The organism is Paenibacillus sp. FSL R5-0701, assembly GCF_037973995.1.
GTDB lineage: Bacteria > Bacillota > Bacilli > Paenibacillales > Paenibacillaceae > Paenibacillus.
This window is the reverse complement of sequence record NZ_CP150230.1, coordinates 2,952,626-2,978,692: the sequence shown is the minus strand read 5'-3', so window position 1 is coordinate 2,978,692 and position 26,067 is coordinate 2,952,626. Positions and strand designations below refer to the sequence as shown.

At 45.3% G+C, this 26,067-nt stretch carries 22 protein-coding genes; 2 read left to right on the top strand and 20 right to left on the bottom strand.

Annotated elements, in window-relative coordinates; all coding sequences use genetic code 11:
• Positions 1 to 220: 220 nt before the first annotated feature.
• The gene (locus MKZ13_RS13365; protein ID WP_339184587.1) at positions 221 to 1,441 is read left to right on the top strand and encodes an MFS transporter; all 1,221 of its coding nucleotides are present in this window, start codon (positions 221 to 223) and stop codon (positions 1,439 to 1,441) included.
• A gap of 1 nt (position 1,442) precedes the next feature.
• On the opposite strand, the gene MKZ13_RS13360 is transcribed toward MKZ13_RS13365, so the two are convergent.
• The 13 genes from MKZ13_RS13360 to MKZ13_RS13300 form a co-directional block, all read right to left on the bottom strand.
• Entirely contained in the window at positions 1,443 to 1,604 is a 162-nt protein-coding gene (locus MKZ13_RS13360; protein ID WP_155985038.1) for a hypothetical protein, read from the bottom strand.
• A 32-nt stretch (positions 1,605 to 1,636) separates the two neighbouring features.
• Entirely contained in the window at positions 1,637 to 2,092 is a 456-nt protein-coding gene (locus MKZ13_RS13355; RefSeq protein ID WP_339184585.1) for an SRPBCC family protein, read from the bottom strand.
• 161 nt (positions 2,093 to 2,253) lie between these two features.
• Positions 2,254 to 3,339 (bottom strand): HD domain-containing protein, encoded by a 1,086-nt coding sequence (locus MKZ13_RS13350; protein ID WP_076214705.1) that lies wholly within the window; start codon positions 3,337 to 3,339, stop codon positions 2,254 to 2,256.
• Positions 3,340 to 3,622: 283 nt separating this feature from the next.
• On the bottom strand, positions 3,623 to 5,458 hold the full coding sequence (locus MKZ13_RS13345; protein ID WP_339184581.1) for a UbiD family decarboxylase: 1,836 nt from the start codon (positions 5,456 to 5,458) through the stop codon (positions 3,623 to 3,625).
• Positions 5,459 to 5,671: 213 nt separating this feature from the next.
• A complete protein-coding gene (locus MKZ13_RS13340; RefSeq protein ID WP_339184579.1) occupies positions 5,672 to 6,925 on the bottom strand; it encodes a HAMP domain-containing sensor histidine kinase in 1,254 nt (417 codons plus the stop codon).
• 80 nt (positions 6,926 to 7,005) lie between these two features.
• On the bottom strand, positions 7,006 to 7,674 hold the full coding sequence (locus MKZ13_RS13335; RefSeq protein ID WP_339184577.1) for a response regulator transcription factor: 669 nt from the start codon (positions 7,672 to 7,674) through the stop codon (positions 7,006 to 7,008).
• A gap of 28 nt (positions 7,675 to 7,702) precedes the next feature.
• The gene (locus MKZ13_RS13330) at positions 7,703 to 9,667 is read right to left on the bottom strand and encodes an ATP-binding cassette domain-containing protein (RefSeq protein ID WP_339184575.1); all 1,965 of its coding nucleotides are present in this window, start codon (positions 9,665 to 9,667) and stop codon (positions 7,703 to 7,705) included.
• A gap of 199 nt (positions 9,668 to 9,866) precedes the next feature.
• Positions 9,867 to 11,819, bottom strand: coding sequence for an S-layer homology domain-containing protein (locus tag MKZ13_RS13325; RefSeq protein ID WP_339184573.1), 1,953 nt, complete (start codon positions 11,817 to 11,819; stop codon positions 9,867 to 9,869).
• An 89-nt stretch (positions 11,820 to 11,908) separates the two neighbouring features.
• Positions 11,909 to 12,937, bottom strand: a complete 1,029-nt coding sequence (locus MKZ13_RS13320; RefSeq protein WP_339184570.1) for a dockerin type I domain-containing protein — start codon at positions 12,935 to 12,937, stop codon at positions 11,909 to 11,911.
• 192 nt (positions 12,938 to 13,129) lie between these two features.
• Positions 13,130 to 14,422, bottom strand: coding sequence for an amidohydrolase (locus MKZ13_RS13315; RefSeq protein ID WP_221819602.1), 1,293 nt, complete (start codon positions 14,420 to 14,422; stop codon positions 13,130 to 13,132).
• A gap of 78 nt (positions 14,423 to 14,500) precedes the next feature.
• The gene (locus MKZ13_RS13310) at positions 14,501 to 14,794 is read right to left on the bottom strand and encodes a hypothetical protein (protein WP_221819603.1); all 294 of its coding nucleotides are present in this window, start codon (positions 14,792 to 14,794) and stop codon (positions 14,501 to 14,503) included.
• A gap of 74 nt (positions 14,795 to 14,868) precedes the next feature.
• On the bottom strand, positions 14,869 to 15,972 hold the full coding sequence (locus MKZ13_RS13305; RefSeq protein ID WP_339184566.1) for a saccharopine dehydrogenase NADP-binding domain-containing protein: 1,104 nt from the start codon (positions 15,970 to 15,972) through the stop codon (positions 14,869 to 14,871).
• Entirely contained in the window at positions 15,956 to 16,663 is a 708-nt protein-coding gene (locus MKZ13_RS13300; RefSeq protein WP_339184563.1) for a class I SAM-dependent methyltransferase, read from the bottom strand. The genes MKZ13_RS13305 and MKZ13_RS13300 overlap by 17 nt, the downstream gene beginning before the upstream one ends.
• Before the next feature lie 102 nt (positions 16,664 to 16,765).
• Between MKZ13_RS13300 and MKZ13_RS13295 the strand changes: the two genes are divergently transcribed.
• The gene (locus MKZ13_RS13295; protein WP_339184560.1) at positions 16,766 to 17,902 is read left to right on the top strand and encodes a LuxR C-terminal-related transcriptional regulator; all 1,137 of its coding nucleotides are present in this window, start codon (positions 16,766 to 16,768) and stop codon (positions 17,900 to 17,902) included.
• A gap of 240 nt (positions 17,903 to 18,142) precedes the next feature.
• Here the strand turns inward: MKZ13_RS13295 and MKZ13_RS13290 are convergent, their stop codons facing one another.
• The 7 genes from MKZ13_RS13290 to MKZ13_RS13260 form a co-directional block, all read right to left on the bottom strand.
• Positions 18,143 to 19,156: an iron ABC transporter permease gene (locus tag MKZ13_RS13290; RefSeq protein ID WP_221819607.1), complete on the bottom strand. Its 1,014-nt coding sequence runs from the start codon at positions 19,154 to 19,156 to the stop codon at positions 18,143 to 18,145.
• Complete coding sequence (locus MKZ13_RS13285; RefSeq protein ID WP_339184556.1) at positions 19,153 to 20,169, bottom strand: iron ABC transporter permease; 1,017 nt, start codon at positions 20,167 to 20,169, stop codon at positions 19,153 to 19,155. Before MKZ13_RS13285 ends, MKZ13_RS13290 begins: the two co-directional genes overlap by 4 nt.
• Before the next feature lie 117 nt (positions 20,170 to 20,286).
• A complete protein-coding gene (locus MKZ13_RS13280; protein ID WP_221819609.1) occupies positions 20,287 to 22,242 on the bottom strand; it encodes an AraC family transcriptional regulator in 1,956 nt (651 codons plus the stop codon).
• Positions 22,243 to 22,591: 349 nt separating this feature from the next.
• Positions 22,592 to 23,329, bottom strand: coding sequence for an ABC transporter permease (locus MKZ13_RS13275; protein ID WP_076214667.1), 738 nt, complete (start codon positions 23,327 to 23,329; stop codon positions 22,592 to 22,594).
• On the bottom strand, positions 23,322 to 24,239 hold the full coding sequence (locus tag MKZ13_RS13270; protein ID WP_076214666.1) for an ABC transporter ATP-binding protein: 918 nt from the start codon (positions 24,237 to 24,239) through the stop codon (positions 23,322 to 23,324). Before MKZ13_RS13270 ends, MKZ13_RS13275 begins: the two co-directional genes overlap by 8 nt.
• Before the next feature lie 86 nt (positions 24,240 to 24,325).
• Positions 24,326 to 25,366: a HAMP domain-containing sensor histidine kinase gene (locus MKZ13_RS13265; protein ID WP_260632643.1), complete on the bottom strand. Its 1,041-nt coding sequence runs from the start codon at positions 25,364 to 25,366 to the stop codon at positions 24,326 to 24,328.
• On the bottom strand, positions 25,359 to 26,066 hold the full coding sequence (locus MKZ13_RS13260; RefSeq protein WP_221819610.1) for a response regulator transcription factor: 708 nt from the start codon (positions 26,064 to 26,066) through the stop codon (positions 25,359 to 25,361). The genes MKZ13_RS13265 and MKZ13_RS13260 overlap by 8 nt, the downstream gene beginning before the upstream one ends.
• Position 26,067 lies beyond the last annotated feature (1 nt).

Below are 26,067 nucleotides of genomic sequence, written 5' to 3'. Positions count from 1 at the left end.
AAAACCTAATAACCGGAAAAGGAGTTTTTAGCTATAAGTGAATCGAAAAATTAGGAATAGAAGCGATCGCATGGTTATTTTATTGTCGTATTCTCTGAGTAAATAATCTTCAGTTTAACCCTCAACTAAATCTCTGTTGACAGAATTCACGCAAATAAAGTATGGTTATTCCGAAACATAACATACCGATCAGTACATAATAGAAAGGTGACAAATACTCATGCAAACTTCTTCTCCAGATGCACAATTATCCAATAAGGATCGTCCTGCCATGTCACGGTTAGTTGCTCTTCTTTTTGCCGTGTGCAGCGGACTTGCGGTCGCCAATATTTATTATGCTCAGCCTCTGCTGGACTCCATCGCTCAAGAATTCAGTCTCTCGCCATCATCCATAGGGATTGTCATCACAGTGACTCAAATCTGTTATGCCTTGGGGCTGTTCCTTCTTGTTCCGCTTGGTGACCTCTTAAATCGCCGCAAGCTGATCATCATTCAAATGCTCTTATCCGTACTTGCATTGGTTCTCGTAGGAACCGCACAATCCAGTTCCCTGTTGTTCATGGGGATGGCTGTCGTTGGTTTATTAGCCGTCATTACGCAAACGCTCGTTGCCTTTGCTGCACACTTGGCAGCCCCTTCCGAACGTGGTCGCATTGTCGGGTTGGTAACCAGCGGAATCGTCATTGGCATTTTACTTGCACGAACGGTTGCAGGTACGCTGAACGATATGCTCGGGTGGAGGTCGGTATATCTATTCTCTGCCAGCCTTACATTACTCGGAATTGTCGCCTTATTTTTTGTTCTCCCAAGGCAACAATCCCCACAAGTAAAACAAAGTTATATCCAGTTACTCGGTTCTGTCTTGCAACTGTACCGTGAGTTGCGCGTGTTACGAGTACGAGGTGTGCTCGCCATGCTGATTTTTACAGCCTTCAGCATCTTGTGGACTGCCATGGTACTGCCACTAAGTAGCCCTCCACTGTCCCTGTCTCATACGGTCATAGGTGCATTCGGTCTTGCAGGAGCGGCTGGAGCAATGGCCGCTGCCCGTGCAGGTAAACTCGCCGATCGGGGCCTTGGGCAGAAAACAACCGGTGTCGCCCTTGTCATTCTGCTCTTATCCTGGCTGCCCATCGGTTATGTCCATCATTCTCTCTGGTTCCTGATCCTAGGTGTTATCCTGCTCGATCTCGCCGTGCAGGCCGTACATGTTACCAACCAGAGCCTGATCTACGAAGTTCGCCCCGAAGCACAGAGCCGCTTGACGGCAGCTTATATGATCTTTTATTCCATCGGCAGTGCGATTGGCTCCATCGTTTCTACCCAAGTGTATGCATGGGCGGGCTGGACAGCCGTATGCTGGTTAGGTGCTGGCGTTAGTGCAGTAGCCCTTGTATTCTGGATGATCGATCGTTATATGCATCGGAATCTCGATCGTTGAATTAGTCCAGTTTATTCCACACCACAATAAAGAGAGTTGCCAACGGACCAAACAACAGGGAAATCAGAAACCAGTTCCGGCCACTTCTGTTTTTTCCCTGAGCCAGTCCCGCATTAATCAAGGCAAGTGTGCCCCAACCTACAAAATATTCATTATCCATCAAATGTCTTCTCTCCTCTATCCCTTCAATTCTGGCTACTGCTCAAGCATATCTTTGAGCTTACGATTACGATCCTCCAGAAATGCCTGCATGTATCTCTTCAGCACTAGTCGCTCCGTTGCCCATCCCAGCAATCCAAGTGGGGCTTCGAATCGAAGTGTGTCTCTCATGCAAGTCATCTGATCCCCAATTACGCTAAAATGATGTTCATGTCGCATGCTCTTAAAAGCCCCTTTCTCCATCTGATCCACAAAGAGGAAAGGTCGTTCAAACAGCACAATTCGGGACTTCAGCTTCTGCTTGGCCCCAAAATGAGTAGCCTGAAATGTAACTGTATCCCCTGCTCCAATTCTTCCTGTGGTTACCCCTGCAACTGCTCGCTCTCTCGTATGTTGCCAGACGGTCTGAGTATGTACATCAATATCCCGGGCATAGTCAAAGCACCGTTCAATCGAGGCATGTATCGTAATCTCGGTTGAAACTTCAATCATGGCGATCGCTCCTTGGCAGGAAAAATAAGGTCTTTGCAAAGTATACGCTTGCTTCCTTGGTCGAACAACACATCTAGGATGATATAACAAAAAACGGGTCCCCTGTCTTCGTACAGGAGGCCCGTTCTCAATATAAGTAAGGAATACAGATCATATTTAGATTAAATAAGCAATTCATCAATGGCAAGCGTACGCTCTTTGGAGAGATCGCGATATTCTTCAGACTCCACTTTGATGAGCGGTTTGAAAATATCAGATGTATTGTTCATGACAATCACACCTTTTTCTCCATTGCTGAGCAGAACCTGTTTCCCGATGAAATTAGGAAGCAAATGCTGCATCAATGCCTGAACCGGTTTTTCATTCAATTTACCAAATCCCATTCCATAGATATCTCTAAGGTTGTTGATCAGATTTGGATTGCTTCCTCCGTGATTCCCGGATCTCATACCTATATAGATATCCGCTACAGATACAATCTGGGTATAGGGATGAATTTCACTTTTCTCCAGTTGCATCGGATAACCCGAACCATCTTCCCGCTCGTGATGTTGCAGAGCAACCAGCGCTGTCACTTCATCCGTCATCGAATTTTTGATAATTTCATGGCCATATATGGTGTGACGCTGCATTTCAAGCTGCTCATCCACCGTCAACGGTTCTGTTTTGTTCCGAATCCGGTGGGATACTTTGCACTTTCCAATGTCATGCAGATAACCACCGCGACTAATCTGATAACTCTCCTTCTGAGAATATCCAAGCCAGTTCGCAAGGTAGAAGGACAACAATCCTACCTGGATTGAATGTGTATAGTTATTAACGTCATCCCGCTCCAGCATCATCAGGAGATGAACGACATCTTTCTGCTCATCCAGTCCCTCAACCATCGGTTGCAGTGCATCATCCACCATGGTGGCGTTGAACTTGCCAACGGTCAGAGCTTCGAGAAAAGCATTTTGATAATTATGTACAGTCTGAATAAATTGGGACTTCAGCTCTTCTTCAGGCGGTTCTTCCTTCGTAGTTATCCCGGAAGCATGTTTTGCCGCTGCAGCAAAAAATTCTGCTTCAGTGATTTCTTCTTCGCGTGATTCAATATCTACATAATCTACACGGTGCTGCATAAGCAAGGTGATATCCTCACCTTTGATCACAGTTCCCTTCCCGAGAACGTGTAATCCTGCATCGCTGAATGTATCTGCAGTTAGACGGTCTCCGTCTTGCAGGTTCATAATATGGATTCTCAAATCGGTATTCCCCCTGAACAATTCATTATAGTAACAGCACCCAACGGAACGGGGCCACAAAAATACCTATACTTCTTTATATCGTTATAATTCTTCATTTCATACATAGTTCAAACGACCTTAATCATAATGGTAAATACGAACACCTAAGACTTTATCCTCACTCCAATATCCAAATTAGTCCCGGTTTTAAACTTTTGCACACTTTTGTGCCTCATTGCCGTACCAGAGTAAGCCAAAGAAGTTCAAACGCTACGTTTGAACTTCTTCAAGACATCTCAAATTAGAATTTGATCGAACCCAGACTAGCACCTTTTACAAATAAACGTTCAATGCTCTTTTCCACCGAAGGATCAGGAATCAGCGGCGGTGCCTGGTGAGGTTTGGTACGTGCATCAATAATCACCTGATCACAGCCCCAATGCTTGTGGTCATATCCGCTATTAACCCCATACATGTCATGTGAAGGGTTGCTGCGAGTAAAGGTTGCCCATAAGAAGTTGCTGAGGTTAGCACTCAGGAACGAACTGTCGTCACATAGAATGATCATTGGACACGAGTTCAGACCTCCCTGTTCCTTCAATAGAGACGTGAATGCTTGCATCTCCTGTGCTGTATCCGCATAACTCGTAAAGGCCGATGTCTGGATCGAAACGATACCCGGCATGATGAGCTGTGGATTCTCATAACCACGAATGTTTTTCAAAGACTCCGGAACCTCCGTGCACAACTCTCGAACCTTGTCGCCATATGCTGCAAAAACGACCTTGCTGCCGCTGTTCAGTCCTGTACCCGAATAATCGAGTGTATCAATCGTAGTATGGGTATGGAAATGAATATCCCGCTGCATGTCCATACGTTCCAAGATATAGGTCAGGAATTCAACTTCCTTATGGGTGTCCAGAGGCTGCTGATCCTCAGCGGTAATAAACAGGTACTTTGCCAGACTGAGCTGACCCGTACCCAAAATGCGATTGGCAATCGTGAGCAACTCTGTCGGCTGCTTCACCGCCTGATACGGCGTGTAACGTTCACTGCCGATTGCAAACAGCAATGGATGGACCCCTGCCGCATCGACCGCATGCACTTCTTTGACACCAGGAATCTCCTGTTTAATCGCGTCTCCCGTAATCTCATGAATTAAATCGCCAAACGCCGTATCCTCTTGCGGCGGACGACCAACAACCGTAAACGGCCAGATGGCATTCGGTTTGGCATAGACTTTATGCACACGCATTAACGGGAATTCATGTGTCAGACTGTAATAGCCCAGATGATCCCCGAACGGACCTTCGGGTTTTGTCTCGCCTGGATAGATATCACCCGTGATGACAAAATCAGCATCATTACTGATACAATATCCGTCCTTGTAACTGTACCGGAAGCGACGTCCAGCGAGCAGACCGGCAAATGTCATCTCACTAAGTCCTTCAGGCAAAGGCATAACTGCTGAAAGTGTATGTGCAGGTGGACCCCCAATGAAAATACTCACTTTCAGTGGTTCTCCCTTTTTGACCGCTTTGGCTTGATGTATACCGATTCCGCGATGAATCTGATAGTGTAACCCTATTTCCTTGTTCATTTCAAAATCATTACCATCCAGTTGAACCCGGTACATCCCCAAGTTTGAATTCATGATTCCTGGTTTGTCCGGATCTTCCGAATAAACCTGTGGTAGCGTCACAAATGCCCCACCGTCCATAGGCCAGTGTTTGATGAGCGGCAAGTCCGAGATTTGAATCTCTTGCGCCGACACGGGTAGGCTGATAGATTTCTGTTTTGGCAGCGCCTGCCACGCAGCAAGACCTGTACGGACATGCTGAAATGGCGTCTTAAGCGCCTTCATGGGATCGTCACGAACAGCCATGACCCGTTGTACGCCTTCCAGCGTACCGCGGAACATGAACTTGCTTCGTTCCACCGTGCCGAACAGATTCGATACGGCCTGGAACTTTGAGCCTTTTACATTTTCGAATAACAATGCCGGGCCTTTAGCCTCGTGCACTTTCATGTGGATCGCTGCCATCTCCAGATGAGGATCAACCTCTTCTTTGACCCGAATCAAATGACCGTGCTGCTCCAGATCGTTAATACAATCTTCCATGTTGCGATATTTCATTGGATGGCTCCATTCTGTGTATGATAAATTGATTAAGTTCATAGATTCACATAACGTCTCTTCTATTTTAACAAATGATCCTCTGCTAAACAAAACTATATGTGAAATTTTGTCGCGAATACAGATATCAAAAAAAGCAATATGGCAGCAATCTGAATCCTGAACGTACAGGGACCGATTGTTTCCATATTGCTCTCTCTGTTCTGACTTGCCTTAAGGTGTAATGGTCGATCTGGGAATCGTGACAATAAACTGCGTTCCTTTTCCTACTTCGCTCTCTACATCAATTTTACATTGATGCAACTTCAATATTTTAATCACAATGGACAACCCTAATCCATTCCCTCGAAGCGAGCTGCTCCGTGCTTTGTCCACCATGTAGAATCGATCAAAGATATACGGAAGGGCGTCCTCAGGTATACCTTGTCCTGAATCTCTAATCAATATCTTCACATGTGAAGAAGACGTCTCAATTTCGACATGAATGGTACCTTTAGGACCTGTGTATTTGATCGCATTGTTTATTAAATTTTGCCAGACCTGATCAAACAAATCTTTGTCCACTGTGATCTCGCAGGGCAACAAATCCAGTTCGATCTGTATGTCCTTCTGTGACCACTGCGGCTCTGCCAGTAAAATCGCCCTTCTTAATTGTTCATCCAACTGGAATGTGGTGAAATGAACCGGATGATGCTCCGAATCCAGCGAGGCTAGCCGAAGCAGATTATCACTGAGCCTTGATAAGCGCAGCGTTTCCTCATAGATAATATCCAGATGCTCTTTCTGCTCTTCTAATGGTATAACACCATCTTGTAGTGCTCTGGTAAATCCTCTAATTGATGTGAGCGGAGACTGCATTTCATGAGAGACGTTGCTGACAAAGTCATCACGAACCGAATCGATTTTTTGCAACTCACTGGCCATATGATTAAAACTCTCCATCAGTTCCCCAAACTCATCCTTATTATTGTGTTTCAGGCGGACCGACAGGTCACCTGATGACATCTCCTTCGCCGCAACCGTTAATCTCTTAATCGGTTTCACAATATACCCAGACATGAACAGGATTAATAAGCTGCCAATGACCAGAACCGTTAACAGTGAGGTTAAGAGCGTGTTTCTCAGTGTATGAAAAAGAGAGGAGAAATCACTTTGAATCAGAAATGTGCCAATCCCCTCTTTTGTTCCAGGAACACCTATGGTCGCGACTCCATCTTTACTGGACAGAAAAATGGCATCCGTTGTACCCGAATCAAATAACGAATGAACTTTGTCCTCTGGCAAGGAAGATAACACTTCACTTTGTTCATTCACGGGAGTGATATTCAAGCCGTAGCGAGCAAAAATATCCAAGCTTGATTTCACTTTTTCCGGATCATCGATCAGGTTAATCAGTGTAGCGAGGTCTTCAGCAAAAGTAACCATAAAACGATTCGGTGTCTTTTCCTGGGACCCGTTATTTATCATAAAGGAGAGAATTAAACTTACCAGAACAATCCCGATAAACGTAGCTACGATGCGAAGTCGCAGGCTTTTCCTAAACATTTTCATGCCCGATCCAAGCGATAACCGAGTCCTCTGATAGTTGAGATCACTAACTCAGGTACAGGTTCAAGTCGCTCCCTTAACCGCTTGATATGTACATCAACTGTACGCTCATCTCCTTCGTAATCGATGCCCCATATGTCATCTATAAGCTGTGTACGTGTGAATATTTTCCCTGGCGAACTCGCCAGAGAAAATAACAATTCACATTCCTTCTTTTTCAATTCGATAGTTTGTCCGTCCGCAATGACCATCAGATTGCCCAAATCAATCGTTACACCGCTGACCTGAATCATGTTTGATGAACTTTTGTTATATCGTTTCAGTAATGATTTTACACGCAGGATTAACTCCACAGGATCAAACGGTTTAACCAGGTAATCGTCTGACCCGGCATTAAATCCTCTGACTTTGTCCTTGGATTCTCCCTTGGCAGTCACCATCAGAATTGGGATATCCAGATAAGACCGAATATCTTCCGTCAGTTCAATACCGTCTATTCGTGGCATCATCACATCCACAATCGCCAGATCAACTTTCGTATGCGAGAGGATATCTAACGCCTCTTGACCGTCTGGTGCTTCCAGCACGGAGAATTGATTCTTTTCAAGATAGATTCGGATTAATTTGCGGATATGGGAATCATCGTCCACCACCAGAATTGTGTTCATGTAGCCATTATCCTTTCCGCAATTGGTTTTATTCGTATCGTAAGGATTCCATCGGGTCCAGCTTCGCCGCTTTTGATGATGGCATCAAACCCGCAACAATACTAATCGCTGTACTTACCACGATACCAAACAAGATATAATATCCCGAGAGATTAATGAGTTTGGCTCCAAACGCATTGTCCAAAAGAATGTTTAATACATAACTGATGATCACTGCAAAGATTACCGCAATAATACCACTAAATACGCCTAATAAGGCAGATTCGGAGAAGAATATTCGCTTGATATCTTTCTTTCTTGCTCCAATCGCCCGAAGAATGCCGATCTCCTTTGTCCGTTCCACGACACTAATATAGAGTACAACCAATATCATAATACCGGATACGATCAACGAAATGCCTGCAATACCTGCGAGTACAATGGAAGCCATACTTACATATGTCGTGATATTCTCCATGATTTTGGCCATTTGGGAGCCTGCGAAACCAGCGTCAACAGCAGCTTCATTGATTTCATTTACATATTTCATATCGGTAGCATAGGCGTTTACCTGAATCGGCCCGATCGTTATTCCTTTGTCTGTATACATTTGCTCCAGCGTTTCTGATGAAATGTATCCTGGGGATTGTTGCATTGGAGATTGCGGATCTGCCGCTTCGTAGATCCCTGAGATCGTTACTTCTTTCTCCAAAGTCACTGGTTTATTATTGCCATCCATCTCATTGATATATAGAAACACGGACTTGCCGATCATGGATTCAGCTTGGTCATTTCCGCTTAATTGTTTCGCCGTATCGAGAGGTAACAACATCTCATTTTCTACAGGAAGGACCCCTGTTGTCATCAATGCTGGATCAAAAGAATCCGTTAACGTTGTTAACTGTGTAAGTCCTACACTTTGTTTTTCATTCACCATCGTGGATTTGCCTGTAATAGTTGTAATTGTTTCTACATGATCCACATTAGGAAAATTGCGAATCGTCTCAACATCAGCTTCGGTGAACGGTTCACCTGGTGCCATCAAGGCCTCAGGACCTTGCATATCCTTGGCTTCTTCACTCGGCTTTGTTATATCCACGAGCAAAGGGTCCATACTTGAATTGATTTCGTCATTCATATACGTTGTTATCCCGTTCCCCAAGGAGAGCATCAGGAGTACACTTAATATACCTATAGATCCACCCAAAGCGACCAGTACATTACGCTTGCCGTTGAGTTTCATATTTTTAAGTGCCATCTTGAATGAAGCAAGCAAGCTCAGGCTCCGGGAAGAATCCTTCCCACTCTCGTAAACAGCCGTAGAAGGATCTTTCAGGTGAATATCGTCACTAATGCGCCCCTCTTCAACCTTCACAATACGTGTACCGGAGTCAGCAACTTTCTGCGAGTGAGTTACAGCAATCACCAGCATTCCCTTCTTGGCTATACTGTCCAGCAGAGCGAGAATTTGATCTCCGTTTTCCCTATCCAGAGCACCCGTCGGTTCATCAGCAAGAATAATGTCCGGATTGTTGGATAATGCCCGTGCGATGGAAACCCGTTGCTTCTGACCGCCAGATAACTGGTTGGGACGTTTGTTCAGATGATCCTTCAGTCCGACCTCTGTCAAAATATCAACGGCACGTTTATTGCGATCCTTCTCATTCGTATCTGTCATTTGCATCGCAATCGTTACATTTTCGAGGACAGACAGATGCGGGATCAGATTGAAATTTTGAAAGACAAAGCCGATATTATTCTTCCGATAATCATCCATTTCCTTCTCCGTCATGGAACTTAAGTTCTTGCCACGAACAAGGACGTCCCCTTCATAGTCGGAGTCCATGCCACCAATGATATTCATCAGGGTCGACTTACCGCACCCAGATTCGCCAAGGATCGAGACGAACTCTCCCGTCTCAAAACTCAGGTTCAAACCGTGGAGTACTGGAACTTTTTCTTTTCCATATAACGTGTATGATTTCTTCACATTTTTAACTTCAAGTATTTTCATATGGATCTCTTCCTCTCCTGATCATGCACAATATCTATCTATTTGATGTTCATATCGTAACAAATCAGTATGAACTGATAATGAACTGGACCATTGTACCTATAAGAGGAAGTTCGAACACAAGTTATATGTAAAAAAAATACCTACAGCTTGCTTGAAATAAATCATTTCAAGTAAGTGTAGGTGTCCAGAAATTTGATTAGATTAGTCCAGCTTTTGCAAGTAACCTTTTCACAATCGCCGCCGACTGTGCACGACTAATGTCTGCATCTGACATCAGTTTGCCATCAGCACCTTGTACCAGCTCTTGTTTAATCGCCGATGCAACCGGCTCTGCTGCCCATGCCTGTACTTTAGCGCTATCGCTGTATGTGCTCAGCAGACTTGTTGTCTCTGACGCGTCGGCCTGTGCCAGACCGACCAGTTTCATCGCACGTGACACAATGGTCAGCGCTTCAGCACGAGAAATTTCGCTGTTCGGACGGAAGCTCTCGTCAGTATAACCTGAGATCAGTCCGTAGGACACTGCCGTCTCAACCTCATCCTCATACCAGCTGCCCGTCTTCACATCCGTGAACGATGCCGTTTCTGCACTGCGCGGTGCGTGCAGACCCAAACCTCTTAACAAAACAGCCGTAAACTCTGCCCGCGTAATACTCCGGTCTGGCGCAAACACGTTCTCACCAGTACCTTGTACGATCAGACGGGATGCCAGATCCTGTACGTCATCACGACTCCAGTGACTTGATACATCGCTGAATGTTGCCGGATGATAGATCAGCGCATAAGTACTGTTCGTCAAGCTGTTAATAATAGCAGAATCTTGCACGTTACCTTTGATAACCTTGGTCGGTACATGCAGAAGGCTGCCATCTGACTGAAGCACAACCCCTGTCGTGATCTTTGAACCATCGACACCCTCTGGCAAAGTAATCGAGCGCTCTACATAAGAGTTGAAACGATGCACATTAACTTGCTGTCCATTCCAGATCGCTTTTACCTCAAAATCAATCGGAGCTGCGATCACCGTTGTGTTCTCCAGCTTATCCGCTGCGGCCTGAATTGCTGTTTGCTTGGATGTGGCACTAGGCGCAATAGCGATTTGAATTGTGATATCTTCCAATGGAACGGTGCTTCCGAATTGGTTCAGAACCTGATCTACCTGAATCTGATTAGCTGGGAGGGTGTACGTACCACTGTCAGTCTGAATGACAACTTCGGCATTACTTCCTTCCATTGTTTTGACCAACTTGCCGTTCAGTTCACCAACAACTGCACCTTTACCAGTACCTGTAATCGGCAGCAAAAGCGTTCTTAGTCCACTTCCAATCTGATTGATGACTTTGTCATTATCCACATGAACCGTGGTGGTAACCTGGTTATTTACCGTTGAAGTGGTAGCTGTCGCTGATTGTTCCTGTTTCTGTCCGTTCACATAGATGTCTACGCCTTTGGTTACCGCCGGAGTCGATGGAACAGGGGTAACGACTGGTGAAGTTGGTGATACACTTCCTCCTCCTCCACCTGAAGAGTTACCAGGATTCGGCGTAGGTGTCGAGCCAGAATTGTCGCCACCTGAGTTTGCTGCTGTAATTGTGATTGTTCCACCGGACAACTGAGCACCACTATTGTGTTCTACATTTGTAAAAAGCCAATGTTCTGAATCGCTTTGCACCACTGTGAGCTGTTTTGTTCCAGGAGTCGCATTACTTTTGGCTTTGACCTCAATATCAAATAATTGCTGTTCGTCTGAAATCAAACGTTCACCTGCATTGAAATCAACCCAGATGATCCGTACCCAGCCTTCTTCGTTATTAATTACGTACTGGAAGTCTCCTGTACCGGTTTCTTCTGGAGATGTGCTAATGGTGCTGACAGATTTAGGCGTGATACGGACAACTTCCAGGGCAGATGTATCATAATCAATCTGCATATTATAAGCGCTAACCTGAGAATAGGACTGCTTTAATGTAACAGGGACATGGACCGTCTGCCCCGCCTGTACACTAACATTTGCAAATTGCACCTGTGATGGTTCTGCCGGCTCGGCCCCAGCTATACTCGGGAATACGAGAGACGAGAGTAACGTCAGTGCGATGAGACCTGACATTGTTCTTCTGATTCTTGGACGTTTCTTTTTCGGTTGAAACATGTATTAGCCTCCATGTCTGTATCAATTGATAGATCGTTTGGTATAGATAGAAAAGTATTGTTACTGTTATCTAGAGTAAAAAATATGAATTAATCAGGGCGTTGTATTTTTTCTTTTCCAACAATGAATACTCGTCTAGGCTCCGTATTCGCGTCCGAAGTGGAATGAGCAGTCACTTCGAGCACAAGATAATGATCCTCGTCCTCAGATGTAACGGTATGCTGTTCTCGTGTCTCCCCTTCTATTGGAACCATATCTTCTCCTGAAGGGTCTGTTGCGCGATACCACTGATAAGAAGGAGTAGCAATAACATCACCATCAACATCCATTAAATCATAATCTGTGGCAATTGCGTTCTCCATGTAATTCTTCAATTGACCATTCAGCACATACGGTGCATCGTCCACTTGTTGAAAGGTCAACACATAGTCATTGTTTTTTGCGCCAAGTGTTTTATTGGCATATCCGTTTAACAACGCATTCATATCCCCCAAAGTGGGTTCCGCATTACGATCCACGTCCATTCGGTTCATCTCTACATAAGAATAACCGCGGCGACTGACCATATTACGAAGATAAGTCAAAAGTTCTGCTGCATCCGCAGAATTCACTTTTCCGTCTGCATTTACATCCCCTTTTTTACTAATGTTAAGTTCAAAGTTATCCGTAACCGTTTCCGGTACATCAGATACAGTATATTGAGCTTTCAATTCGATGTTGATTTTGCCGCTCTTGTAAGGAATAACAACCAATATATTTTCATTTTCTATCGTTTCTACATACACCCTAGCTATACTGTTATCACTTGAGTTGGCTGTGAGCATACTAAACTCATCAGATCGTAAATGGGTACTCAAATCAATTCTAACTCTATTGTTCGTTACCTCGATGGGTACACCGGACACAAAAGAAGGATCGTTTTGTTCCGATGAATAATTTAACCAATGGATGCCGTCGTTGAGCACAGGCCGTGAAATGTTAATCTCTGGGCCAATTTCTCCTGCGTTAGCTTGAGGAAGCGCTCCACCTATAGGCAACGCAATGCCCAACCCGAGTGCAGTCAACATGCTTTTTTTCAATATCGGCTTAAGCCGTTTTTTGTTTTGTTTCCCCTTCAATTCATGTTCCTCCTCGTGTACATTTCAAATTTGAACAACTACATGCTCAGTATAACGAGCCATTCTGAACCGATTCTGAACAGGACCATGGAACTATTTCCAGTTTTGATTCGACAAAAAACGCCATGGAGTAAGCCTCCATAGCGTTTTGAACACAAATCATTTTCCAGTTCGGATCATATTCACCTAAAATTAAATTCCCTCAACAATCCGCTTGGCTCTAACCTTCACCTCACGGTAAAGTTCATCCTCATCAATCGTGAGCAGCTTTCTGCCTCTCATGAGGATCTGACCATTCACAATCGTGGTGTCCACGTCCGCCCCATTTACGCTGTAAGCCAGTAACGATTCTACCTCATGTACCGGTTGAAGATGTGGTTTCACCAGATCGATCAGGATCAGATCAGCTTTGCGACCCACCTCAAGCATACCCACTTCATCCTGTAGACCAAGCAGACTAGCACTTCCACGTGTAGCCATGCTTAGTACGTCCTTGGCTGGCAAGCGAGTGGGATCGCCATAGTCCAGCTTTTGCAGCCAAGTCGCGGCTTTGATCTCCTCGAACATATCCACGGTTGTGGCACTTCCCGCTCCATCCGTTCCGATTCCCACGTTAATTCCCTGAGCCAACATCTCAGTAATTGGAGCAATTCCACACCCTAGCTTCAGATTGCTGACTGGATTGTGTGCTACACCGCCGCGCATGCCCTTCAATCTGCCGATGTCCCTGCGATTGAGGTGTACACCATGCGCAAGCAACACATGTGCCTGTTCGAACATACCCGCCTCTTCCAGATACTCTGTCGGTGTCATGCCATAGCGCTCACGAATCTTCACAACTTCTTCCTTTGTCTCAGCCAAATGAATATGTAGCGGGATATCCTCCTTGACAGCCAGAGCAATGACTTCACGTAGCGGCTCTACAGGACATGTATAGGGTGAGTGGGGTCCATACATGGTTGTAATCCGCCCATCGGCCGCTCCAGACCAACGTTGTACAAGATCAATTGCCTCCTGCAATCTGCGTCCCCCATCATCCTCCATGAATACCATCCCACGTGTAAGCGATGCCCGCATACCCGTTTGCTTAACCGCATCTGCAATCTCATTCATATGGATATACATATCCGCAAAAGCAGTGGTACCCGAACGGATCATCTCTGCGATGGATAACTTGGCACCCCAATAGATGTCTTCCGGGTTCATCCGTGCTTCGGCAGGCAACATTTTACGTTCGAGCCAGTCCATCAGCTTCAGATCATCCGAGAATCCCCGGAGCAGGCTCATTGGTGTATGTTGGTGTGCATTGATGAGGCCCGGCATGGCAACCTTATTGCGGCCATCGATAATCTCATCTTCAGGTTGAGGAGGAATGTGGTTCGCAATCTGTACAATGCGATCTCCCTCAACACGAATATCCCCCATAAAGGGGGCATCGGCATCTTTCATCGTTAGAATCGTAGCTTGCTGAATCAATATACTCATGACGTTCACGGCTCCTCTGGATTGGTTGTCGTTCATTCCCTATCCGAGGGTAAGCCTTTACGTAACGGCAAGGTCAAGTCATTTTAATTTTTGGATCGTCATCTTTCTGAAACTTTGTATAAAGGGTTTAGGATCGATTTCGACCATATAGGGATATACTCCTGTGCTTGTGTGCAGATAGAAAAATCCACCTTCATCACCCATACGGCGAAATGACATGTCAAACACTTCCGTGATGTTGAACTCGCGGTATTTGGTCACGATTTTATCGGAATACAGCATCATGGAGCGGGCATTCATCTCAATCTCTTGGGCGAGACCCGTCACTTTCCTCTGCACTTTGTAATAAGGTAATACAGCAACGCAGTTCATGATCTCCCTCCATTCATGCCATGATTATTGTTCCATCATAGCAGATCGGAGGGTCCTAACAAAAGAACATGAACTCAGGTAATCGTGGTCATCACGCTTAGCGGCGTAGGAAGTGCATCCTGAATGTCCTGCAAAGAGAGACACTGTTCAATATGAAACACACCATGAGGTAACTCTGACTTTGTTCTATATACGCGTTCCGCCACGGCTGCTGCCACGGCCGCTGTTGCATCTGCTTCCTTTGCGCCAACCAGTAGTTGTTCGACGCGGATTTGCTCACCATTTTCCCATCCTACGGCATCGACCTTGACCGCATACATTGGCTCTCCTCCGGGAATAAGGCCAAATGACTTGACTGTTCCATTCCGAATAGACGGGATACGGAGCAAGGAAAACAATCCTATACTTTTGGAAAGCGCCATGGAACCTGTAATCCAGCGGGAGTCCAGACAGAGTCTGGTAGATACGGTTGGAATACGTAACGTCCGAGCAACTACATGCTGATCCGAAAAGTTAAATCGATAGGCCTTCCGGTTTCCCAATTCCGCTCCAAAATCAATCCTTTTGCCATCTCCAAAACTTTGTACCTCAGCAAGTTTGCCCTTTTGCATCACTTGGTAGGTGGCATTCATCTGATCAACGGTCCACTCCACGGCAGCTTTCCCGTGCTTCTCTCCAAGTCCCAGCATTACGGTAATATCTGCTTCCTCCACCTGATCCATATGCATGGTCGCTTCGCGTACAAGCAAATTAGTCACTCCGGGTGATAAGCCAACGCTGAGGATCGCGGTCGATTGGGAACGTTGCATTTTGGTGTGCAGTTGTTCCACCTGGGCGAGAAAATCATATTTTGCAGAAATATCAATATAATCCGTTCCGGCTTGTGCGCAAGCTTCAACAAACCGTGTATCGCTCTGATCCACACACATAATGACCAGCTTCACAGGCCTTAACATGGATGGCTCTACAGGTCGTGTTACATCCAGTTGAAGTGGCAGCACAGCACCACCAGTAGACCTGCTGAATTCTTCCGCACGGTTCATGCGTGTACCCGCAGCCCATACTTTACCCGGGAACAATTTCCTCAGTTGAGTACATATCATCTGCCCCACTTGACCATAACCGCCAACCACCCAGATCTGATCTTTCATAGGCTTCACGTTAGTTTCGAATTGCATAATACCCCTCCACCCAGAACGCCCCGAAGTAACGTGTAATATGTGAGAAACCGCATTCGGTCAGTAGCTGAGTCATCTCTTCAGAGCATATGGGATCGGATTCACGGCCCAGGGAAGCAGCAAAGCGCTCCCACTCTTCAGGAAGGACGCCCACACTCAACATGTGATCCTTCCAAGCTTGCATCATGATTGGATGTGCAGGTGAACGAAGATCAGCATTTACAGCCGCAATGATCAGTGGTGCACCCGGTTTAAGTCTTGCTGCGAGACTGGTCAGAAACGTTCTCTTGGCCTCCATCCCCTGAAGGAAATGTAACATGAGCATGCTTGTCGCCCCATCATATACAATATCCTCCGGCAATTCTTCAACCGTGACAGGTTGCAGCTTCACTCTGGAACCGATGCCTGCTTCCGCGACTCGTTTCTCAGCAAGTTGCAGCATGGGCTGTGAAGGATCTACTCCAGTTAATGTCCAAGCGGCATTACGTGATCCGAGCAGAGCAATCTCTTTTCCCCCTCCCGCTCCGGCAACAAGGATATGAATATCGTTGTTATCGGCAAAAGATGCTGCAAGCAGCCGTTCCATTAGATCATGCATATGAGAATAACCCGGAATTTTCAGGGCTATCGATTGTTCGTAACGATGAACATCTGCTGTTTCCCAGCTCATCGGTGATAGATTGTGATTCATGGACACCGCACTCCTCTTGAATTGAAGTTAGACTTGACTCGTTGTTCGTCTAATTTCATTATAGAAGGATACGGCGAGCCTACAATCCCAGAACATTGGGATATGCGCACAGAGAGAGGAGTAATCTTGTTGACATCACGTATTGATCGGAACCACAGACTTATCACTTCTCTTGAAAAAGGAACCTGGACCTCACGTACCTATCGGGGAGCTGTTCTCAAGCAGATCCATACGGTTATATCTTACGACGCATACTGTTTCACTACCGTTGATCCTCTGACTCTTCTCTCCACAGGAGCTGTGACAGAAGATGGCATTGAGGCCATTCATGATCGGTTATTCATCAATGAATATATGGAAGAAGATATACATAAATACGCTGAATTAGTTCGCAGCGGTGAACATACAGCTACACTCCACACATCCGTGAACGCACAGCCTGAACAAAGCCCACGTTATATCAACATTCTTCAGCCAGCGGGGTTCGGTGATGAACTGCGCGCTGTATTGGTTAATGGAGACGCTTGTTGGGGATTCCTGACCCTGTATCGAAAGACAGAAAACCCTGTCTTTACAGAGGAGGAACGGCTGATGATTCAGACCTGGACCGCTTCTATTGCATCCATGCTGCGGTCCACCAGTCTGACACTGATGGATGAGATCACGAGCAGCAGTCCCGAGGAACCAGGCATTCTGATCACCACGGATACGTTCCAACTCATATCCTTGAACTCCCCGGCTGACTATTGGCTGTCCCAGTTACGTATGCTGGAACATGTAGGGCCAGACGTCCTGCCCCGTCCGGTACGTGCAGTGAGTTCCCACTTGCAGCGCAAGAATCAGGCAGAACGGGCTGACGACACTCAGATCACTCCCGACTCACCATCCAAAGTTTGCATCCAACTTCCGGATGGGCGTTACCTCATACTTCATGCCAGTCTCATGCAACAGCTCGCGGGACCGGACCAGATAGCCATCCGCCTGGAGCAGGCAATGCCGCAGGATTTGCTGCCCTTGCTCGCCGAGAGCCATGGATTATCCAGTCGAGAACGGGAACTGCTCGGTTATGTACTGCGCAGCTATTCTTCCAAAGAGATTGCTGCCGCGATGCATATTTCTGTGTACACGGTTCAGGATCATCTGAAATCCATTTTCGCCAAAACCAAAGTATCCTCACGTCGCGAGCTCATCTGGTATTTCGTTTCCCGGTTCCAGCTGTCGGATGAGCCTGCCATATAAATCCTGATATAATTTCCCAGTAATCAACTTGACTATCAAAATAATGAGTAAAAATCAAAAGATGCCAATACGAATCTTCGTAATGGCATCTTTTTTTATATGCATTTGATTAAGATGCATAGCGGTAATGCAGGCTAGCTTCGATCGTTGAACTTCATATCTTGCATTCTGCTTTAAAACGCAGCGCACAGTTCTACCAACCGTTTTCTACAAAATATTCAGACCATATCATTGATTGTGTTATTTGGCTTTTGCTAGTAAATAAAGAAAATATGGAACACTAATGACTGTAATAACGATTCCTGTCGGCACATCTCCTATGAGGCTAACCGTGCGCGTAATCGTGTCAGCCAACACCACGACTAGTCCACCGGCCAAGCTGGCAGCCGGAATGAGCAATTTGTGATCGGGACCGACCAGTTTTCTGGCCATATGCGGAGCGATCAAGCCAACAAAAAAGAAGCTTCCCCCCACGGCTACACTGCCAGAGGATAAAGCAACAGCAGCGATTGATAACCCCAAGAACTGCCGTTTCACGGAAACACCAAGCCCCTGTGCTGTCTGATTGCCCAGATGGAGGGCATTCAGTATGCGAGCCTTGTAAAAAATATAGCCGAGTAAGATCAAGACCCATGGTGTCAGTATGGAAATATAGCCCCAATCATCGCCCCATAGGATCCCCGCCAGCCAATACAGCATGAAGTTCATCTGCGAATCATCCAGCTTGAGTGTCAAGAAAGTCGTCAGCGCCCCATACCCGCTTCCTAGCGCGACCCCAGTCAAGATCAAACCGATTGGTGAGATGTCTCGTCCGCGGCGATACGATAATAAGAAGATCAAACCCGCCGCCAATAGTCCGCCAACAAAAGCCAACAGAGGCAGAGCAATAAAGGAACTCTTTCCTGTGGATGCAATGAATACAACGAAGAACAGGACAAACAAACCCGATCCCGAACTAATTCCCAGTGTCCCCGGACTAGCCATGTCATTACGCAGCAAACTCTGCATCACGACCCCGGCCGCTCCCATTCCCAGACCTACCAAGATCGAAAGTACAATTCGTGGCAGACGAAAATCAAACACAATCAGATTTTGCTTATCGGTACCGTTTCCCACGAGAACGTTCAGCACTTCTAGCGGTGAAAGATTCATCTTGCCAGAATTCATACTAATGATAGCAAACACAAGAATGAGCACCATAAGCACTACATTGATGATAATACCTCGTTTCACCGTATAACGCCGCTTGGTCATTCATATTCCCTCCTTTGTCTTCTTCGAGCCAAGAAGAGAAAATACGGCACACCAATGATAGAAAATATAATGGCAATCGGCGTTTCGAACGGTTTATTGATCAAACGTCCAGCCAAATCGGCCGATACGGTCAGCAACGCACCATATAACGCCGCTGCCGGAATAATGTATCGATAGTCGACACCTACCATATATCGCACAATATGCGGGGTAATCAGACCCACAAAACCAACCGGGCCAACCACAACAACAGCCAATCCAGTCAGCACGAGTACAATAATTGTCGATAAAATCTTGACCAATCCGCTACGAATGCCGAGTCCACTTGCCACATCATCTCCCAAACTGAGCAATGTAACGGAAGGGGACAGCGCCAGTGCCAGCATTATACCACCAACAAAGAGCGGTGAGATAATCAGCAGTTCACCCCATTTGACCCCCGCTGTCCAGAATGTTAATGCTCGGCCCAGGTTATAATTGATCGCCAAGTACTGACTGAGTGCGCCAAACAACATTGAAATGGACAGACCTGCCAGCACAAGCCGCTGAGGCGTCATTCCGCGATTTCCCAGTGACGCGGTAAAGTAAGTCATACCAGTGGCGATCGCTGCTCCCAGACAAGCGAACAACATCATCTGCCAATACGAATAACCCGGCAGAAAGGCCAGGCAAAGTGCAATTGCAAATGCTGCGCCAGAGCTAATCCCCATGAGCCCGGAGTCAGCCAGCGGATTGCGCGTCGTCCCCTGCATGATAGCGCCACATACCGCAAGGCTGCACCCAACGATCAGATCAGCTACGGTACGCGGGAGACGCATGGTTTGAATAATTTGATGTTCAGTGAGCATTGGATCAAATCGGAAAATAGCATCCCATACCGTTGCTAACCTCATATCAGCAGCACCAAACATAATTGATGCCGCCGACATGAGAACCGTTAATCCAAGCCCTACTACCATGTACATGGTGAAGTTCATCGCCCCACGGCGTTTTTGTTCAGGCTTGCTTTTCATCTCATTTCCCTTTCATCACCTATTGACAATCCAAACGAATATGGATATTAACGTCCATAAATTCGACTGGTCATGTTTGAAAATTTGGAGTGCTCAATTAAAATTTCGTTCTAACTCTTATTTAGCTAATGCCAGCAATTGACTAACAATATAATCAATCAATGCACTGGAAGTCATTACGTCGGTGGACCAAGATAGCGAAGAATCTACCTTTACGATCCGATCATGTTGAACAGCAGGTATGGCATTCCACACTGCATTATCACCAGCAACTGTTCCATCTCCTAAGAAGATCATATAATCCCCCGAGTAAGCGGGTAATACTTCCATGGAGACATCGCCCCAATATTTATCTGCATCGATAATATCCGTTTGGACTTTTGAAGGTGCCTGCAATTGAAGTTCATCGTAAACAAGCTCGCCAACGGCATGCTTGGCTCCAGCTATGTAGTTACTTTTATCACTGAATTCTCCAACCGTAATCGTTACATCGGATAGGCCCGCATTCTGAAAGGCTAGCTTTGCTTCTTCGATTTTTCCGGTATAAGCATTCAAAACATCCTTAGCCTCTTCCTGTTTGTTCAAAACATCGCTAATAAATTGTATCCGCTCTTCTGTAGTCATATCACCATAGGGAACATAAATGGTCGGGGCAATTTTGGATAAATCATCATACGACTCATCGCTCCATGCCAAAATGATAAGATCAGGCTCAAGCGTCATGATATCTTCCGGCTCCATGGCTACTTTTATGGAGTCTGTAATCTGGTTAGCATAAACTGGCTCTGTCTCTCCCCGTGCAGCTCTAGCCACACCTAAAGGAGTTACACCTAGGGCTACCACATCACCAACCAAATAATCAACTACAACTCGCTGAGGGTTGTTAGGCACCTCAACATCACCCTTTATTGTGGATATCGTTCTGGTCTGCGTGACTGCTTCTGAAGCTTTTGTCTCCGACCCTTCCTGTTGTGTCTGCGCAGGTGGTGTATTCGCCGTTCCCCCATTATTCGCTGGCGTCCCTGACGTACATGCTGTCAATAAGAGCATCATGCTTATCGCTGCCGCCAAAATCATTTCTTTACTTCTTAATGATCCAAACATCGTTGATTCCCCATCTCTATAAGACTTGACTAGACTCACTAGTTTCCTCTCATCGTAAGTGAGATGAGAATCATTATCAATACCATCAACCTGCATGGATAGTGCGTTTATTTTCCGATAATCACTTGGCGTCATCTTGTAATGCTTCTTAAACATGCGGAACAGGTTTTTCTCATCTGCGAACCCAGCTCCTGTTGCGATTTCTTTAACCGTTGCTTCTGTATGTTTCAAATCATGACAGGCAGCTTCAATCCTTTTCTGAATGAGATACTCCTGTAAGTTCATCCCTTCCCTTTTTTTGAACAACCGCGTCAATTGTCCACCACTGATCCCAAACATATCGGCAATTTGTTGAAACATAATCGGCTCCCTGTAATGTTTATCGAGATATATCTTGGCAGAAGAGGCTGGATCAGGCTGGAGATACCGAATCTCACCACCCTCCAAATCCCTGTACACCTCATGAATCAATTGATATAAAAAACTTTTGGCCTGTAGCTGATCCATTGCTTTGCCACGTTTCCAGCCATTCATCATCCGTTGGAACCAATCGCGTAGCAAGATGGGATTACTTGGCGTATATCCAAAATGTTGAACAAATGGATTGACTTGCTCCAGTAATTGCTGCAGATGTTTCTTGAAAAAGAGAGGTGATTCTGCTCTATAAAACACCATAAAGGTCTTCACCATCTCCTCTTTAGGCGTAATACTGAGCAGGCTCCCCTTCCCGCCGTGAACTAAACCGAAGCGTTCCATTGCAAATGTGGTTTCATTCAGTTGGATTTGCGCTTCTCCCCCATATGCATAGATAAACATGCTACTAGGCATTTTGTATTGCTCCAACGGGTATTGTGACGCTATATTCTGAAAACGTACATCTATTATTGTAATGATCGAACGTGTCCAGATACTGGCCATTGTATCAATCATCTCCGGTGTAAATCCTTGTGTCGCTTCTTTCTCTTGCATCTATACGCGCCCCTCGTTTCACTTTTTCCAATGTATACATCACTCATTAATTGAGATTGATAATTGATATTGATAATCAATATCATATTCCATCAGGTAAGTATATCATCATTAAGTGATAGTGGGGAACAGGCAGTGGACGTTATGCTTTTCAACCCAGCTTCCCCTATCGTAAAACGAGAACAAAAAAGGCCAACCCGTAACTACGGGTTAACCTGATCATTGAAAAAAAAGCCCTGATCCATACTGATCAGGGCTTCTCCATTATGTTTTTCGCAGTCATATGCGACCGAATTGATTAGGATTTTGCATGTTTCGGAGAAGGTTTGGATGAGTTTGAAGACAAGATCTAATGAATATCTATTTTCTTAAAATAACCAATGGCCAGTCCAAGACAGATGATGAACGTCGCAGCGATCGAAATATATGAATACTCTGGAGGATATTTGGCCTCCAGTGTTCCATTCGCAATATCCAGTGCTGCGGTCCATGGAAATAGTCCGCGATGTTCACTTGTAGCCAGCATCACATTCACCAGTGTAATAATAATGGTTACGATAATCGCTGGCACAAAACTTTTTAATACGAGCGTAATCAGAATGATCGGGGTCGACAACAGAAACAACAGCAGTCCTGCCACTACATAATTGCTGAGCGAGTTAAGCACAAACTGTGGAGTAAGACCTGCAAATTGACCCAGTGAACCAAAAATGATCGCCAGCGCCCACGCTGATAATGTAAGCAACATAATCCATCCCAGCAACATAATCCATTTGGACATTAGCAGAGCGACTCTGGAAACTGGAATGGTCAGCAGATTCTTCATTGTATCCTCCGCATATTCCCTGTTATACAGATAAGCGGTAATGACACCATACAACGGAACTCCAATGACCAGTACAGCATATATGCTTGTGTTGGACATAAGCACACTGAATTGTGCGACAAGATAAGGCTCCTTTGTTTTCATTTGCACAAACATGGCTGCAGCTACCATCAAAGGGGCAACGGCCGCTCCGATGATACTAAGCAGAAACATTTTGGAGCGTTTCAGCTTGAGAAGTTCAGTGTAAAGCAAATTAACCAATGGTTCCACCTCCAACCAGCTTGGTGAAATAATCTTCCAAACGATCCTCACTCACCATAATTTTGGTTACATTGATGTCATTCTCCATAAAGATTCTGTTTAACTTACCTTGTTGTCCCAAATGGGAATACACCCGGATATTGCGTTCATCATGAATTTCATATTCAGCCTGATCCAAACCGTCGAGAATGACCGCAGCCTTATTATCATCTGAAACTTGAAATTCGGTGTATTTACGGTTCCTTTTCCGAAGCTGCTCAAATGAAATTTCCTCCAGCAGGTTCCCTTCATGAATAATGCCCATGTAATCAACCAGTTGTTCAATTTCCGATAAAATATGGCTTGAGATCAAGATGGTAATATTTCTCTCGGTGGCCAAATTTTTAATCAGCCTGCGAATTTCTTTGATCCCAATCGGATCAAGTCCATTGGTAGGTTCATCAAGAATCAGCAATTCTGGATAGTGCAACAGGGCTCGGGCAATGCCTAACCTTTGTTTCATTCCCAAAGAATATTTGCCAACCAATTTTTTGGTTTCATTTTGCAGACCTACGATTTCGAGCGAGTCCTCAATGGCATTCTTTTTGTATATCCCCATAATTCGAGCGTTGATGGATAAATTTTCGCGGGCAGTCAGATTCTCATAAAACCCGGGTACCTCTACAATCGAACCGGTCCTTCTTAATATTTCTTTTTGATTGGTAAATAGGTTCTCTCCAAATATCTCAATCTCACCATGCGTTGGTTTGATTAGACCGAGCAGCATACGGATTGTCGTCGTTTTCCCTGCCCCGTTGCGTCCAAGAAAGCCGTATATCCCACCTTGTTGAACGGTCATGTTCAGTGAATTAACTGATTTTTGAGTCCCGTATTGTTTGGTAAGATTTGTTGTTTTGATAATTACACTCACGTCTAGCGCACCTTCCTTCCAAGAACTGATAATTTCATTCTAGGTTTCAGATTTTAAATAGCGCTTATCCAAATCTTAACTATCTCTTAATTGTGCTGTGACTTTGACAGCCGCTTATACTTGGGGATTGTGAATATAAAGGATGTTTTCACGCCAGGTTTGCTCTCTGCCTTCAAATACCCCTCATTTTTCTCAGCCAATGTCCGGGCAATTGAAAGCCCAAGCCCGCTTGCCCCAAAGACAGGGCTACGTGAGTGGTCACTGCGATACATACGTTCAAACACTAGATTTAGCTCTTTCTCTGATATCCCTGGTCCCTGATCCCATACGGTTAATTGGAAATTAAGATGATAACATGTTATCTCAATTCCCAGAACGCCCCCTTCATGTCCATACTGGATAGAATTTTGAATCAGATTACTGATGAGGCGATTGATACTCAACCTGTCTGCCATAACGAAACAAGGATAATCCGGGATCTGAATCTTTAGATCCATTTCTGCTTTTTTGAGACTGGGTATAAATTCAATCAAAATCTCCCTGGTCAATTCGGCCAGATCCAACGGCTCAGCCTGCATGGGCATCTCGTCTGCATCCAGTTTGGCCATGGTGAACATCTCATCTATCATTTTTTTCAAGTCCTTCGATTTTCGCGACAAAATATCCATATAGTCTCTTCTCTCTTCTTCTGTAGAAGCAATGTCATCCTTGAGCGCATCCACATAACCAATCATCGAAGTCAGAGGTGTGCGAATATCATGAGAAATGCTGGAAAGCAGACTCTTTCTTACTGCCTGAGAGCGCTGGGCCTCGATCTTTACGCCTTCAAGCTGCTCCATCAGGTCATTTGCTGCAAAAACGATCTCATCCAGCAGTACATTCCCTTTGCTTAATATTCTTCTTTTTCCTTCTCCATTGACCGCCCGATGCAGTTCAGAAGCAATCGATTGCTGCTTGCTTCGAATCTGATATTGATTAACGAGTACCCAGATGCTGGTGAAAACAAACGCTGCAAACAACCACATTCGTGAACCATGCGTCAAGCTCGTGTAGTATTCCAGAGCAAGAGCCCCAGCTCCGATGATCAACTGTAGACCGGATAAAATCAAGATGGCATCTCTATTCATCCCGTTCACCTACAAATTTATAACCGATACCCCAAACGGTTTTTATAAACTGTGGATTCGAAGGATCGGATTCAATCTTCATTCGTAGCTTTCGGATATGTACCATGACGGTATTGTCATCATCCAAATACCCATTATCCCATACATTCCTGAATAATTGGGCTTTGGTGAACACCTGGCCAGGATTGGACATCATAAATTTGAGCAATTCCGTTTCTTTGCCAGTCAGATCGGTCTCTTTTCCCTGGACATCAACTGTGTATGTTTTCAAATTCATCATCAATCCTTTGAAGCGAATGACCTCACTATGGTCAGGAACCTCCGTCCCAAGAACCATAAATCTACGCATGAGTGCCTTAATTCTAGCAACCAGTTCATGAATGCTAAATGGTTTGGTAATGTAATCATCTGCACCGATGCCAAGACCTATAATTTTATCTGTTTCGTGGTCTTTGGCTGTCACCATCATGATGGGTACATTACTGATACTGCGAATTCTTCGACAAGCCTCCGTACCGTCCATCTGAGGCATCATCAGGTCAAGAATGACCATATTATATTTGTGCTGTTGAAACAGCTGCAGCGCTTGTTCACCATCTGCGGCAGTATCTACGGTATACATCTCCCGCTCCAGGTATTTTCGGATCAGGTCTCGAATCTCCTTATCGTCATCAGCAATGAGTACACGAATATTTTGCATG

Bases quoted from the DNA above. Each gene is read 5' to 3' on its own strand.
- MKZ13_RS13335 (WP_339184577.1), bottom strand. From the start codon at position 7,674: ATGAACACAATTCTGGTGGTGGACGATGATTCCCATATCCGCAAATTA.
- MKZ13_RS13290 (WP_221819607.1), bottom strand. From the start codon at position 19,156: ATGACCAAGCGGCGTTATACGGTGAAACGAGGTATTATCATCAATGTA.
- MKZ13_RS13260 (WP_221819610.1), bottom strand. From the start codon at position 26,066: ATGCAAAATATTCGTGTACTCATTGCTGATGACGATAAGGAGATTCGA.
- MKZ13_RS13280 (WP_221819609.1), bottom strand. From the start codon at position 22,242: ATGCAAGAGAAAGAAGCGACACAAGGATTTACACCGGAGATGATTGAT.
- MKZ13_RS13265 (WP_260632643.1), bottom strand. From the start codon at position 25,366: ATGAATAGAGATGCCATCTTGATTTTATCCGGTCTACAGTTGATCATC.
- MKZ13_RS13310 (WP_221819603.1), bottom strand. From the start codon at position 14,794: ATGAACTGCGTTGCTGTATTACCTTATTACAAAGTGCAGAGGAAAGTG.
- MKZ13_RS13315 (WP_221819602.1), bottom strand. From the start codon at position 14,422: ATGAGTATATTGATTCAGCAAGCTACGATTCTAACGATGAAAGATGCC.
- MKZ13_RS13365 (WP_339184587.1), top strand. From the start codon at position 221: ATGCAAACTTCTTCTCCAGATGCACAATTATCCAATAAGGATCGTCCT.
- MKZ13_RS13285 (WP_339184556.1), bottom strand. From the start codon at position 20,169: ATGAAAAGCAAGCCTGAACAAAAACGCCGTGGGGCGATGAACTTCACC.
- MKZ13_RS13295 (WP_339184560.1), top strand. From the start codon at position 16,766: ATGCGCACAGAGAGAGGAGTAATCTTGTTGACATCACGTATTGATCGG.
- MKZ13_RS13325 (WP_339184573.1), bottom strand. From the start codon at position 11,819: ATGTTTCAACCGAAAAAGAAACGTCCAAGAATCAGAAGAACAATGTCA.
- MKZ13_RS13340 (WP_339184579.1), bottom strand. From the start codon at position 6,925: ATGATAAATAACGGGTCCCAGGAAAAGACACCGAATCGTTTTATGGTT.
- MKZ13_RS13345 (WP_339184581.1), bottom strand. From the start codon at position 5,458: ATGAAATATCGCAACATGGAAGATTGTATTAACGATCTGGAGCAGCAC.
- MKZ13_RS13330 (WP_339184575.1), bottom strand. From the start codon at position 9,667: ATGAAAATACTTGAAGTTAAAAATGTGAAGAAATCATACACGTTATAT.
- MKZ13_RS13305 (WP_339184566.1), bottom strand. From the start codon at position 15,972: ATGCAATTCGAAACTAACGTGAAGCCTATGAAAGATCAGATCTGGGTG.
- MKZ13_RS13300 (WP_339184563.1), bottom strand. From the start codon at position 16,663: ATGAATCACAATCTATCACCGATGAGCTGGGAAACAGCAGATGTTCAT.
- MKZ13_RS13355 (WP_339184585.1), bottom strand. From the start codon at position 2,092: ATGATTGAAGTTTCAACCGAGATTACGATACATGCCTCGATTGAACGG.